Origin of the sequence: Methylobacterium trifolii (assembly GCF_022179685.1) — a bacterium.
In the GTDB taxonomy this organism is placed as follows: domain Bacteria; phylum Pseudomonadota; class Alphaproteobacteria; order Rhizobiales; family Beijerinckiaceae; genus Methylobacterium; species Methylobacterium trifolii.
On record NZ_BPRB01000178.1, the window covers coordinates 1 to 12,583 of the forward strand.

A 12,583-nucleotide genomic window follows, 5' to 3' on the forward strand; every position below is an offset into this window, starting at 1 on the left:
GGGAGGGTGGCCCTCGCGTGAGCGAGGGTCGGAAGAGGGGAAACGCCCCTCACACCGCCACGGCCTCGATCCGGACCGCGTCCCGCAGGGCCTCGACCTCGGCCCGGTCCGGCAGGTTGGCGCCGGCTTTCGTGAGCTTGCCGGCGGCGAAGGCCAGCGCCAGGCGGGCGGTGTCGGGCAGGCCTAAGCCGGCATGCAGCCCCGCCGTCAGCCCCGCGACCAGGGCGTCGCCCGCGCCCACCGTGCTCGCCACCTGCATCGCCGGCGGGCGGGCGTGGATGGCGCCGTCGCCGGAGACGAACAGGGCGCCGTCCGCCCCGAGGGACACCGCCACCACCGGGATGCCGCGCCGGTGCAGCGCCCAGGCCGCCTCGACCACGTCCGTCATCGTCGGCAGCGGCCGGCCGGACCATTCCTCCAGCTCCTGCCGGTTCGGCTTGATCGCGAAGGGCAGCGCCTCGGTGCGGGCGGAGAGCGCCGCCTCCAGCGCCGCCCCGGAGGCGTCGAGCACCACGCGGGCCCCCCTGGCCTTCAGCGCCTGCGTCATCCGGGCGTAGACGTCGGGGGCGAGCGTCCGGGGCAGGCTGCCGGCCAGCACCACGAGGCCGTCCGGGGTCACGAGGTCGGCCAGCGTGCCCCGCACCGCGTCGAGCGTGCCGGAGCTCACGTCGAGGCCCGGCAGGTTCACGTCCGTGGTCTCGCCGGTGCGGGAATCCAGCAGCTTGAGGTTGGTCCGGGTCTCGCCGGGAATCCAGACGAAGCGGTCGTCGATGCCCTTGGCCGCGAGCAGCTGCTCGAAGGGCGCGGCGTTGGCCGAGCCGAGCACGCCGGTGGCTGCCGTGGGCACGCCCCAGTCGGCCAGGCAGCAGGCGACGTTGACGCCCTTGCCGCCGGCATCGGCGTGGACCGCCCGCGCCCGGTGGACCTGGCCCGGCCGCAGGCTGTCCAGGGTCACGGTCTGGTCGATGGCCGGGTTGAGGGTGACGGTGACGACGGTGGTCATGTTCGTGGCCCTCGCTGATGGCGCCGCGCGGGCGCGCCTGCCGCCCGGATGTGCCGCGGCCCGCGTGCGGGCCGCGCCACGCCCTCGCGCCGCAGCATGCCGGCGCCGTGGGCCGGTGCGATGCAGCCGGCCGCCGTGAGCGACTGGTCCGCCTCGCGGATGGCAGCCTCCTTGCCGGCCGGCGCGGCCCCGGTGCGGATCGGCAGGCGGGGGCCCGGATCGGACGCGGGCGGGTTGTGGGCAGGCGGATTGGGAACAGGTGCGAGCATGGCGGGCTCTCCTCCCGGACTCGAGGCCGGCCGATTTGCCGGGCTCTTCCTTGCGATCCTTGAAAACGTTTTCAGTAATCGTGTCAACGCGTTTCACCCGAGGGTCGGTCGAAGCGGCTTGTCGCGTGGCGCGTCCGATGCGAGATGTTTGCGATGGCACTGCAAACGTTTCCCGCCCCATGAGCGTCGGCATCCGCGACGTGGCCCGCGCGGCGGGCGTCTCCACCGCCACCGTGTCGCGGGCGCTCGGCCGCGGCCCGGTGAGCGAGGCCCTGCGCGCGCAGGTCGAGGCGGCGGTGCGCGCCACCGGCTACCGGCCGAACCTCTCGGCCCGGCGCCTGCGCTCGCAGGCGACGCGCACCATCGGCCTGATCGTGGCCGACATCCGCAACCCGTTCTTCACCGCGGTGAGCCGGGCGGTGGAGGATGCGGCCTACGCGGCCGGGATGCGGGTGATCCTGTGCAACACCGACGAGGACCCGGACCGCGAGGCGATGTACCTGCGCCTGATGGAGGAGGAGCGCGTCACCGGCGTGATCTTCGCCCCGACGCGCGCCACCGCCGAGGCCCTGCACGCGGGCGACCTCGCCTTCCCCACCGTGCTGATCGACCGCTGCGGCCCCCCCGGCGCGCACGACAGCGTGGTGCTCGACAACGCGGCCGCGGGCGCGGCCCTCGTCGACCATCTCGTGGCGCAGGGCTTCTCCCGCATCGGCGGCCTGTTCGGCGCCACGAGTTCCACCGCCCAGGAGCGCCGGGCCGGCTATGCGGGCGCGCTCGCTCGCCACGGCCTCGCGCCGGAGGCCCGCGCCTGCGCCCCGAACGCGGCGGCCGCCGAGGCCGAGGCCGCCCGCTGGCTCGCCGAGCCCGGCCGGCCCGAGGCCCTGGTGCTCTCCAACGGCCGGATCCTGATGGGGGCGTTTCGCGCGGCCCGCGCCCTCTCGCTCGCGGTGCCGGGCGACCTGGCGCTCGCCGGCTTCGACAACGAGCCCTGGACGGACCTCGTCGAGCCCGGCCTCACCGTGGTGGAGCAGCCGGTGGCCGAGATCGGCGCCCAGGCGATGCGCCTGCTGTTCGAGCGGATCGCCGCCCCGGACCAGCCGGTGCGCAAGGTCGTGCTCAGCGGGCGCACGGTGCTGCGCGGCTCGACCGGGCCGCGCTGACCGGCCCCGCGCGGTCCGTCCGCCCGCCCGTCCGGGGCGCGGGCGTCACCCGGCGGCGGCGTGACCGGGCCGCCACACCCGCCGCAAACCGCGGGAACGGGCCTTGTGCGGCGCGTGGCCCCGCCGTACCCGTGGACTCGAAAAGACGAATAATAACATCAGTTTAGCATCATTCCAAACAACGCCGGAGTTGCGCCGCACCGCAACCCGGCGAACGCGGGCGGCTGCGTCCGGGTCAAGGGTCTGGGGCCTTCAGAATTCGATGAGACAGCATCACGTCCGTCCGGCCGCCCTGCGCGGCGTCTCCCCGAAGAGCCTGGCGCTGGCCGGCGCCTCGCTGATGGTGCTCGCCCACGCGGCCACCGCCCAGGAGGCGACCGCGCCCCGGCGCGGCCTCCGCAACCCGCCGGCCGAGGCGAGCGTGCAGCTCGAGACCCTCACCGTGGAGGGCCGCGGCGGCCCCGAGGCGGCCTCCCGCGCGATCGAGAGCCCGACCGGCCCCGTGGCCGGCTACGTGGCGACGCGCTCGGCCACGGCCACCAAGACCAACACGCCGCTGATCGAGACGCCGCAATCGATCACCGTGGTCGGCCGCGAGCAGATCGACGCGCAGAAGGCCCAGACCCTGACCCAGGCGACGCAATACGCGGCCGGCGTCTATTCCGGCCTGTACGGCGCGGATTCGCGGGTCGACTACTTCATCATCCGCGGGTTCCGCGCGAGCGACTACGGCATCTACCGCGACGGGCTGCAGCTCCTGAACTACGGCTTCGGCACCTTCAAGGCCGAGACCTTCGGCATGGAGCGGATCGAGATCCTGCGTGGGCCGGCCGCGGTGCTGTTCGGTGCGGGCTCGCCCGGCGGCATCATCAACCAGATCACCAAGCGCCCGACCCTCGATCCGTTCGGCTACGTCGAGGTCGGCGGCGGCTCGTTCGACCAGAAATACGCGGCCTTCGATTTCGGCGGCCCGGCCGACGGGTCCGGGCAGTGGTTCTACCGCCTGACCGGCTTCGGCCGCACCGGCGGCACGCAGGTCGAGGGGGCGCCGGAGGACCGGGCCTACATCGCCCCCTCCTTCACCTACAAGCCGGACGGGGCGACCCGGCTCACGGTGCTGACGAGCTACCAGCACGACAACACCGCCGTGACCTCGAACTTCCTGCCCTATCTCGGCACCGTGCGCCCCAACATCAGCGGCCTGCGCATCCCGCGCTCCCTCAACCTGGGCGATGCCGGCTTCAACACCTTCCGCCGCGACCAGGTGATGGCCGGCTACGAGTTCGAGCACGCCTTCAACGAGACCTGGACCTTCCGGCAGAACCTGCGCTACTCGTTCAGCGACAGCTTCCAGAACTCGGATATCGGCCAGCTCGGCTACAGCGACGCCGCCCAGACGCGGCTCGCCCGCTACCAGTTCCTGACGAGCAGCAAGATCGGGCTGTTCCAGGTCGACAACCAGGCCGAGGCCCGCTTCTTCGACGGCCTCTTCCGCCACGACCTGCTGCTCGGGCTCGACTACAAGAACTTCCAGCTGCACGACAACCAGGGCACGAACTTCTCCAAGTTCTACGCCGTGCCCGACATCAGCATCCTCAACCCGGTCTACGGCCCCGCCACCGGGCGGCCCTCGCCCTACCTCGTCAACGCGATCAGCTTCGAGCAGGTCGGCCTGTACTTCCAAGACCAGATCAAGCTCACCGACCGCCTGACCCTGGTGGTCGGCGGCCGGCAGGACTTCGCCGACAACCGCGTGGTGGACAAGCTCTTCGCCGGCGCCGGCAGCACCAGCCGCACCGACAGCGCCTTCACCTACCGCACGGCGCTGATCTACAACTACGATTTCGGCTTGGCGCCCTACGTCAGCTACTCGACCTCGTTCCAGCCGCTCATCGGCACCAGCCGCACCGGCCAGACCTTCACCCCCGAGACGGGCGACCAGATCGAGGGCGGCATCAAGTTCGAGCCGCCGGGGGCGGGCTACTTCCTGACGCTCGCCGGCTTCGACATCCACCGCTCCAACGTGCTCACCGCCGATCCCGTCAACGTGCAGTTCCAGACGCCGATCGGGCAGGTGCGCTCCACCGGCTTCGAGGCGCAGCTCACCGCCAACCTCGCCGAGGGCCTCAACGCCGTGGCCGCCTACACGGTCTACGGCCTGACCACGGAGAAGGGCTCGGCCGCCGAGATCGGCAAGGTGCCGGTCAACGTCCCCGAGAACTTCGCCTCGCTGTTCCTCGACTACACGATCCCCGTGGGCGAGTGGCGCGGCTTCGGCTTCGGCGGCGGCGTGCGCTACGTCGGCCGCTCCTTCGCGGACGTGGACAACACCCTGCGGGTGCCGGACTACGTGCTGTTCGACGCCCAGGTGCACTACAACTGGGAGAACTGGCGCCTGGCCGTCAACGCAACGAACATCGCCGACAAGCGCTTCGTCTCCTCCTGCCAGTCGGCGTTCTCGTGCTTCTACGGCGATGCGCGCCGCGTCGTGGCGAGCCTGAGCTACAAGTGGTGAGGTGAGGGCGGCCTGCCCGGCATGATCCGTGACGGAGCCGACATCGTCCTGTAACCTGTGACGGACAGGAAGAACGATGCCCCGTCCGAACGAGAAGATGCAGGCTCCCTCCCGCCGCATGGCGACCTACCGGCAGCGCATGCGCGCTGCCGGCCTGCGGCCGGTGCAGATCTGGGTGCCGGACACGCGGGCACCGGGCTTTGCCGAGGCATGCCGCGCCCAGGCCGCCGCGATCGCGGCCGACGATCCGGGCGGCGAGGAGGCCCTGCGCTTCATCGAGGCGGCCATCGAATGGCCGGAGCCCTGATCCGGCGCGGCGCCCTCGTGACCGTGGTTCTTCCGGGCGAGTACGGCAAACCCCGGCCCGCGCTCGTCGTCCAGGCCGACCTGTTCGACGCCCTGCCGTCGGCCACGGTCTGTCCGCTGACGACGACCCTGCGGCAGGATGCCGAATTGCTGCGCCTCACCATCGAGCCGTCACCGGAGAACGGCCTGCGCCACGCCTCGCAGATCGTCATCGACAAGATCAGCACGGTCGCCCGTGGACGGGTCGGCGGCGTGATCGGTCACGCCGACGACCGGGTCATGCTGCGCGTCAACCGTGCCCTCGCCCTCTATCTTGGGCTGGCCTGAGCATCGTTCCGCGCGTGTTGCACGAGCTAGAGCCGTGCCCGACCACGTTGGGTCGGGTCACGGCTCTAGGTCTTTGTTTTGACGCGCACTTTCACGACGAACCGGTATCCACTTCGTCGGTGTGCGCTCTAACACAAGGACCGAAAGAGACGCGAACGCGCGCTACCCCTCCCGTGCCCGCTCCCGCAAAAGATACTTCTGCACCTTCCCCGTCGAGGTCTTCGGCAATTCCCCGAAGATCACGTGGCGGGGCAGCTTGTAGGAGGCCAGGCGCTCGCGGCACCAGGCGACGAGGTCCTCGGCGCTGGCCTGCCCGCCGGGCCTGAGTTCCACGAAGGCGCAGGGGGTCTCGCCCCACCTTTCGTCGGGCTTGGCCACCACGGCGGCGGCCGCCACCGCCGGGTGCTTGAACAGGGCGTCCTCCACCTCGATGGAGGAGATGTTCTCGCCCCCTGAGATGATGATGTCCTTCGAGCGGTCCTTGAGCTGCACGTAGCCGTCGGCGTGCTTCACCCCGAGGTCGCCGGTGTGGAACCAGCCGCCCGCGAACGCGGCCCGGGTGGCTGTCGGGTTCTTGAGGTAGCCACGCATCACCACGTTGCCGCGCATCATCACCTCGCCCAAGGTGGTGCCGTCGGCGGGCACCGGCTCCATCGTCTCCGGGTCGCGCACGTCGAGGCCCTCCAGCACCGGGTAGCGCACCCCCTGGCGGGCCTTCTTGGCCGCCTGCTCGTCGGGGGGGAGCGCGTCCCAGGCGTCGTGCCAGGCGTTGACCACGGCCGGGCCGTAGCTCTCGGTCAGGCCGTAGAGGTGGGTGACGGCAAAGCCCGCCTCGGCCATCCCCGAGAGCACCGCCTCGGGCGGGGGCGCGGCCGCGGTGAAGAACGCGACCCGGTGGGGCAGGGGGCGGCGCTCGGCCTCCGGGGCGTTGAGCAGGAGCGACATCACGATCGGCGCGCCGCACAGGTGCGTCACCCCGTGCTCGGCCATCAGCCGGTACATCGCGTCCGCCCGGACCTGGCGCAGGCAGACATGGGTGCCGGCCACGATCGACAGCGTCCAGGGGAAGCACCAGCCGTTGCAGTGGAACATCGGCAGGGTCCAGAGATAGACCGGGTGCTGGGCGAGCCCCCCCGTGACCACGTTGCCCAGCGCCAGCAGGGCCGCGCCGCGGTGGTGGTAGACCACGCCCTTCGGGTCCCCCGTGGTGCCCGAGGTGTAGTTGAGCGAGATCGCGTCCCACTCGTCGTCGGGCATCGCCCAGTCGTGCGCGGGGTCGCCCTCGGCAAGCAGCGCCTCGTAGTCGAGGCTCCCCAGGCGCTCGCCGGGCCCTGTATGCTCGGGGTCGTCGTAGTCGATCACCAGGGGGGTGACGCCGGCCTGCTCCAGGGCCGGGCCGGCGATGCGGGAGAACTCCCGGTCGGTGATCAGCACCTTGGCCTCGCCGTGGTCGAGGCAGAAGGCGAGGGCGGCCGAATCCAGCCGGGTGTTGAGGGTGTTGAGCACGGCGCCCGTCATCGGCACGCCGTAGTGGCACTCGATCATCGCCGGCGTGTTGGCCAGCAGCACCGCCACGGTGTCGCCCCGCCCGATGCCGCGGGCGGCCAGCGCCGAGGCGAGGCGCCGGGCGCGGGCGTAGAGCTCGGCGTAGCTGCGCCGCAGGTCCCCGTGGATCACGGCGACGTGGTCCGGGAACACCCGCGCCGCCCGGTCGAGATAGGCCAGCGGCGTCAGCGGCTGGTGGTTGGCCGGCACCCGGTCGAGGTCCCGGTCGTAGATGGTATCGCGGCGCATGACCCCTCCCGGCCCGTCGTTGCCGCGACACTACCCCGCCCCGCGCCGCGATCAATCCGGGCGAACGGGTTCATGACCGACAGGCGACGAGCCCGGCTCGTCGCCTGGGATCGGCGCACACAAGAAATCAATGGTGGCGGTCGTCGCCCGGCTCGCGCAGGTGGCTGGCCAGCTCGAAGCCGATCTCGCTCATCAGGCCGTTGATGCGCTCGCTGAGCGCCGGCCGCTTCAGGGCGTCGGCGAGGCTGCGGAGCGCGATGGTGTGCTCGGCCATGCGGTTCACCAGCCGCTCGGCCTGGCGCAGGTCGGCGGCCCGGTTCTCGGTGAGGTCGATGGCGATGCCGCGGCCCTGGCCGGCGCGGCCCGAGGCGTCCCGCTCGATCCGCCCGCGCATCAGCAGCCGGCGCACGCCGCCGCCGGACTCCGCCGTGCGGAACTCGGCCTCCATCGGCCCGCCGCTCTCGCCCACCGCGTGCAGGTAGCTCTCGATGCGGGTGCGGTCCTCCGGGTGGGTGCCGGCCAGGAAGTCCGCGAGCGGCACGCCGCCGGCCGCCACCGCCGGATCGAGGCCGAGCAGGCCCGCGAAGGGCCCCGAGAGGGAGAGCCGCCCGGCCCAGTGGTCGTGGAACCAGGCGCCCACGACGCCGGACGCATCGAGCACCGCCTGCGGGATCGGGTGGTCCGCCATGCAACTCCTCAAGCGCACCGTTCGCAGCGATCCTACCTGAGGTTTATTTCTCAGGCCGCCGATCGCCGATAGCGTGGCAATCTAGGGGAGAAGTCCCAGCCTGGAAAGGCCAATACTGTCGATTGCCCTCCTTTCAGCCAACCTGAGGTTTTCTATTTCGCGCCCCCGCAGGTCGCCGCGCGGCATACCGGGCCCCGATGCGGGCCCTTAACGTCCCCTTAACCATAATCCCCGACATCTCGGGATCAGGTCATCCTGGCATCACAGGACGACGGGACCGGCGGCCGGGGCGCGAACCCTAAGTTGCCGGCAATCGGATCGCGCAACCCCGGTTGCACGCGCAACGGACGGGACGTCGAAAGGGACGCCGGGATGAAGGCCATCACATTCGTCACGCAGAAGGGCGGCAGCGGCAAGAGCACGCTCTGCATCTCCCTGGCCGTCGCCGCCCAGGAGGCCGGCCGCTCCGTCTGCATCCTGGAGATGGACCGGCAGGCCACGATCTCCGACTGGCTCGACCACCGCACGGCGGAAGGCCCGGAGGTGGCCCAGGTCGACGCCACCCAGATCGACGCGGTGATGGAGCGCCTGCGCGAGTCGGCCTACGACTACGTCTTCATCGACACGCCCGGCGTCGATTCCACCGGCACCCTCTCGGCGATCCGGGCGGCCGACCTCTGCATCATCCCCTGCCGGCCGACGCCCGCGGACCTGCGCGCCTTCAAGCCGACCCTGGCCGCCGTCTACCGCCTGGAGAAGAAGTTCGCCTTCGTGCTCAACCAGACGCCGCCGCGCTCCTACCGCATCCGCGACGCGGCCGACGGCCTGGCCGTCCTCGGCATCCTGCCCGACGTGAACATCGTCGCCCGCACCGACCACCAGGACGCCATCGGCGTCGGCCAGGGCGTCACCGAGTTCAACCCCAAGGGGCAGGCCGCCGGCGAGGTGCGCCGGCTCTGGACCTGGATCGAGAAGCGCACGCAGGCGGTGAAGCATGCCAAGGCCGCCTAAGCTCAACCTCGCCGCCATCGTCGCCTCCGCGAGCCCCCCCGGCCGGGCCGCCCCCGCCCGCCCGCAGACCGCCGAGATCGTCGCCCTCGACCGCGGCGCGCCGCCCCCGCGCCGGGCCGCCCCGACCCTGAAGGAGCGGGCGCGGCAGATGTCGGTCTACCTGGAGCCTCCGGTCTACGACCAGCTGCGCGACCTGGCCTTCGCCGAGCGCTCCAAGATGCACGCCCTGATGCTGGAGGCCCTCGACCTCCTGTTCAAGCAGCGCGGCGCCCGCTCGATCGAGCAGCTCTCCGACGACCCACCCCGCTGATTCTTTTTTTTTCCTGGTGGGTTGCATGGGAATCCCGGAGTCGCGCGCGAGCCGGCTCCGGGATTTTTTTCGTGTTTGGACGCGTGCCTGCGGACGACGGAACCGGGGCGTGGGAGGATCGTGCATAGCACGACGAATCCGTGTTCTCTGTGAGGCATTTGTCCGAAAAAGCTCATGTGACGAGACAGGCGCGAAGCCTGTGGGTTGCCCCTGCGCTACCGGCGCGATGAGCGCATCGTTCAGGCTTCCTTTACGGCGTCGCGACAATTCTACGGGCATCCGGTCGCGGCCCGCTCGTTCAGCGGCGCCTCCGGGCTCGTCCCCGGCCCCGCGCCGGGGCGGCGTGTGGCGTGAAGCGTAGAGTTCAGGTGGATGGTGCGTTCGATGCTCTCGCGGATGCCGTCTCCGCGACTGGCCCGGCGGCTGCTCGCCGTCTCGGCGGTGGCCCTGGCGACGGCCAATTGCAGCACCGCCCCCCAGAAGTTCGCCGGCCCGGCCGCCGGCAACGGCCTCGACCCGAAATACGGGGTCAAGGCGAGCCCGCGCCTCTACAACGAGGGCGACGTGATCCCGAAGGGCGGCGGGCGTCGCTTCTCGGGAAAGCCCTACGTGGTGGCCGGGCGCACCTACGTGCCCCGCGAGGACGCCAAGGGCTACGTCCGCGAGGGCCTGGCCTCCTGGTACGGCGCGGCCTTCCACGGGCGGATGACCGCCAACGGCGAGGTGTTCGACCGCCACTCGATCGCCGCCGCCCACCCGACCCTGCCGCTGCCGAGCTACGTCCGCGTCACCAACACCGCCAACGGCTATTCCATGGTGGTGCGCGTCAACGACCGCGGCCCCTACCACGCCAACCGGGTGATGGACGTCTCCGAGGAGGTCGCCCGCGCCCTCGAATTCCACAACAAGGGCACCGCGCACGTGCGCGTGGCCTATCTCGGCAAGGCGGCCATCGCCGGCAGCGACGACCGCAAGCTCCTGGCCTCCCTGCGCACGGACGGCGGCCCGGCCGGCACCCGCGCCCCGGTGATGATGGCCGACCTCGGCCCCTCCGAGGAGGCTGCCCCCGAGCGCTTCGAGAAGCCCGCCCGCGCCCCCCTGGCCTTCAAGCCGGCGCCTGCCGCCCGGGACGATGCCGACGAGCCCGGCGAGGCCCCGGCCCCGCGCCCCGTCCGCGCCCCTGTGGTGCTGGCCGGCGCCGCCGTCGCGGTCCCGGCCGCCCTCCAGCCGACTGCGCCGCGGGTCTCCGCCTTTCGGCCCGCGCCGACGCTCGCCGGGCTCAATCCGTCCGTGCCCCATGCGCGCCCGGTCCGCGTCGCGGCGTCCATGGCCGCTCCGGGCAAGGCTGCGTCCGGCCGGTTCGATCCGAAGGCCGCACCGGGCCGGGATGGGGCGCCCGTGCGTCTCGCGGCCGGCCCGGCCCGCACCCCTGCATCGGTGCCCGCGCGCCTCGCCGCCGCCCGGCCGGGCGCACCGGCGCCCGCGCTGCCGGCCGACGCCAGGCGTGCCATGGCCCGCCTCGCCGCGGCCTCCGCACCCGCTCCGGGCCTGAAGGGGGCCGTCAAGGCCACGGCCGCCACCGTGAAGGCCGCCCCGGCCGCCCCCGGCCGTCGCGGCGCCCAGCTCGCCGGGATCTACTGACGCCAAAGCCCCGCGGCGTTTTGCATTCGATCCCGCGGGGAAACCGCGTTATGCTCACGCTTGTTGTAGAGATGCGGACGGAATCCCGCGGCGGCGTCGATGGGTGATCGCTCCCTCCATCCATCCCCCTCATCCTGAGGTGCCCGCGCCAGCGGGCCTCGAAGGACGGCTCCAGGGATCGCGAGACCACTGGAGGCCTCCTTCGAGGCGGCTCACGCCGCACCTCAGGTGGAGGGCGGGAGGGACGGGAGTCCATCCGCGTCGCGGTATACATCCGGCCCAGGACGGCGCGTGGAGTTGTGGGATGCGCAAGACCCTTCGGACGATCCTCGCGGCGGCCTGCACGCTGGCCGCCTGCGCGCTGCCCGCCGGCGCCCAGGTGTTCCAGACGGCCGCGCCCCACGCGATCCTGATCGACGCCGAATCCGGCTCGGTGCTGTTCGAGAAGGCGGCCGACGAGCCCTTCGCCCCGGCCAGCATGGCCAAGCTCATGACCACGGACATCGTGTTCGAGGCCCTGAAGTCCGGGCGGCTTTCCATGGACACCGAGTTCACGGTGACCGAGGACGCCTGGCGCCGGGGCGGGGCCGGCGGCGGCGGCTCCTCGATGTTCGCCCAGGTCAACAGCCGCATCAAGATGTCGGACCTGCTGCGCGGCCTGATCGTCCAGTCGGGCAACGACGCCGCCATCACCATCGCCGAGAACATGGCCGGCTCCGAGGAGGCGTTTTCCGGCATCATGAACCAGCGGGCCAAGGAGATCGGCCTGGTCCGCTCGACCTTCCGCAACGCCACCGGCTACTCGGCCCCCGACCAGCGGGTCACGGCCCGCGACATGGCCCGGCTCGCCATCCACATCGTCGAGACCTACCCGGACCTCTACAAGATCTTCTCCGAGCGCGAGTTCACCTGGAACAAGATCAAGCAGCAGAACCGCAACCCCCTGCTCACCCTCGACATCGGCGCCGACGGCCTCAAGACCGGCTACCTCGAGGAATCCGGCTACGCGCTCACGGCCTCGGCCGTGCAGGGCGGCCAGCGCCTGGTCCTGGTGCTGTCGGGCCTCAAGACCGCCCGCGACCGGGCCGCCGAGGCCCGCAAGCTGATGGAATGGGGGTTCCGCGCCTTCGAGACGCGCCAGGTCTTCACCCCCACCGAGACCGTAGCCGAGGCCGCGGTCTTCGGCGGCGAGAAGGGGTCGGTGCCGCTGGTGGCCAGGAAGCCCGTGCGGGTGCTGCTGCCGCGGGGCTCCTCCGACCGGATCACGGCCCGGGCCGTCTACCAGGGCCCGCTGGTCGCCCCCGTTGAGGAGGGCCGGATGGTCGGACGCCTGCGCATCACCCGCGGCGAGGCCGTCGCCCTCGATCAGCCCCTCTACGCCGGCGAGGCGGTGGCCGCCGGCACCCTGCCGCAGCGGGCCATGGACGCGGCGATGGAGTTCGGCACCGGCCTCGTCCGCCGCGCCTTCGACAAGGCCGGCAGCAAGGCCGACAAGGCCGCCAACCCGTCGTGATTTTTTTGGGATTCCGCGCAGCGCCTCTCCCTCCCCCCTCTGC

The 12,583-nt window shown here is 71.9% G+C and carries 12 protein-coding genes; 8 read left to right on the top strand and 4 right to left on the bottom strand.

Annotated features, from left to right (window positions below; all coding sequences use genetic code 11):
- Positions 1 to 49 precede the first annotated feature (49 nt).
- Both pfkB and COGEMETH_RS15825 read right to left on the bottom strand, forming a co-directional pair.
- Entirely contained in the window at positions 50 to 1,003 is a 954-nt protein-coding gene (gene pfkB / locus COGEMETH_RS15820) for a 1-phosphofructokinase (protein WP_238183565.1), read from the bottom strand.
- Positions 1,000 to 1,272 carry a hypothetical protein gene (locus COGEMETH_RS15825; protein WP_238183566.1) on the bottom strand — a complete coding sequence of 91 codons (273 nt, stop codon included), beginning with the start codon at positions 1,270 to 1,272 and terminating at the stop codon, positions 1,000 to 1,002. The genes pfkB and COGEMETH_RS15825 overlap by 4 nt, the downstream gene beginning before the upstream one ends.
- Positions 1,273 to 1,451: 179 nt before the next feature.
- On the opposite strand from COGEMETH_RS15825, the gene COGEMETH_RS15830 reads away from it, so the two are divergent.
- The 4 genes from COGEMETH_RS15830 (at position 1,452) to COGEMETH_RS15845 (ending at position 5,583) form a co-directional block, all read left to right on the top strand.
- Positions 1,452 to 2,435, top strand: coding sequence for a LacI family DNA-binding transcriptional regulator (locus COGEMETH_RS15830; protein ID WP_238183567.1), 984 nt, complete (start codon positions 1,452 to 1,454; stop codon positions 2,433 to 2,435).
- Positions 2,436 to 2,697: 262 nt separating this feature from the next.
- Positions 2,698 to 4,950 (top strand): TonB-dependent siderophore receptor, encoded by a 2,253-nt coding sequence (locus COGEMETH_RS15835; RefSeq protein ID WP_238183568.1) that lies wholly within the window; start codon positions 2,698 to 2,700, stop codon positions 4,948 to 4,950.
- A 76-nt stretch (positions 4,951 to 5,026) separates the two neighbouring features.
- Positions 5,027 to 5,257, top strand: coding sequence for an antitoxin MazE family protein (locus COGEMETH_RS15840; protein ID WP_238183569.1), 231 nt, complete (start codon positions 5,027 to 5,029; stop codon positions 5,255 to 5,257).
- The gene (locus COGEMETH_RS15845) at positions 5,242 to 5,583 is read left to right on the top strand and encodes a type II toxin-antitoxin system PemK/MazF family toxin (RefSeq protein ID WP_238183570.1); all 342 of its coding nucleotides are present in this window, start codon (positions 5,242 to 5,244) and stop codon (positions 5,581 to 5,583) included. Before COGEMETH_RS15840 ends, COGEMETH_RS15845 begins: the two co-directional genes overlap by 16 nt.
- 162 nt (positions 5,584 to 5,745) lie before the next feature.
- Here the strand turns inward: COGEMETH_RS15845 and COGEMETH_RS15850 are convergent, their stop codons facing one another.
- Together COGEMETH_RS15850 and COGEMETH_RS15855 are read right to left on the bottom strand one after the other, a co-directional pair.
- Positions 5,746 to 7,377, bottom strand: a complete 1,632-nt coding sequence (locus COGEMETH_RS15850) for an acyl-CoA synthetase (RefSeq protein WP_238183571.1) — start codon at positions 7,375 to 7,377, stop codon at positions 5,746 to 5,748.
- Positions 7,378 to 7,504: 127 nt separating this feature from the next.
- Positions 7,505 to 8,065 (bottom strand): PAS domain-containing protein, encoded by a 561-nt coding sequence (locus COGEMETH_RS15855; protein ID WP_238183572.1) that lies wholly within the window; start codon positions 8,063 to 8,065, stop codon positions 7,505 to 7,507.
- A 372-nt stretch (positions 8,066 to 8,437) separates the two neighbouring features.
- On the opposite strand from COGEMETH_RS15855, the gene COGEMETH_RS15860 reads away from it, so the two are divergent.
- The 4 genes from COGEMETH_RS15860 (at position 8,438) to COGEMETH_RS15875 (ending at position 12,540) form a co-directional block, all read left to right on the top strand.
- Complete coding sequence (locus COGEMETH_RS15860; protein WP_238183573.1) at positions 8,438 to 9,076, top strand: division plane positioning ATPase MipZ; 639 nt, start codon at positions 8,438 to 8,440, stop codon at positions 9,074 to 9,076.
- Positions 9,060 to 9,386 (top strand): ribbon-helix-helix domain-containing protein, encoded by a 327-nt coding sequence (locus tag COGEMETH_RS15865; RefSeq protein ID WP_238183574.1) that lies wholly within the window; start codon positions 9,060 to 9,062, stop codon positions 9,384 to 9,386. Before COGEMETH_RS15860 ends, COGEMETH_RS15865 begins: the two co-directional genes overlap by 17 nt.
- 372 nt (positions 9,387 to 9,758) lie before the next feature.
- Positions 9,759 to 11,027 carry a septal ring lytic transglycosylase RlpA family protein gene (locus COGEMETH_RS15870; RefSeq protein ID WP_238183575.1) on the top strand — a complete coding sequence of 423 codons (1,269 nt, stop codon included), beginning with the start codon at positions 9,759 to 9,761 and terminating at the stop codon, positions 11,025 to 11,027.
- A gap of 304 nt (positions 11,028 to 11,331) precedes the next feature.
- Positions 11,332 to 12,540, top strand: a complete 1,209-nt coding sequence (locus COGEMETH_RS15875) for a D-alanyl-D-alanine carboxypeptidase family protein (protein WP_238183576.1) — start codon at positions 11,332 to 11,334, stop codon at positions 12,538 to 12,540.
- The last annotated feature ends 43 nt before the right edge of the window (positions 12,541 to 12,583 follow it).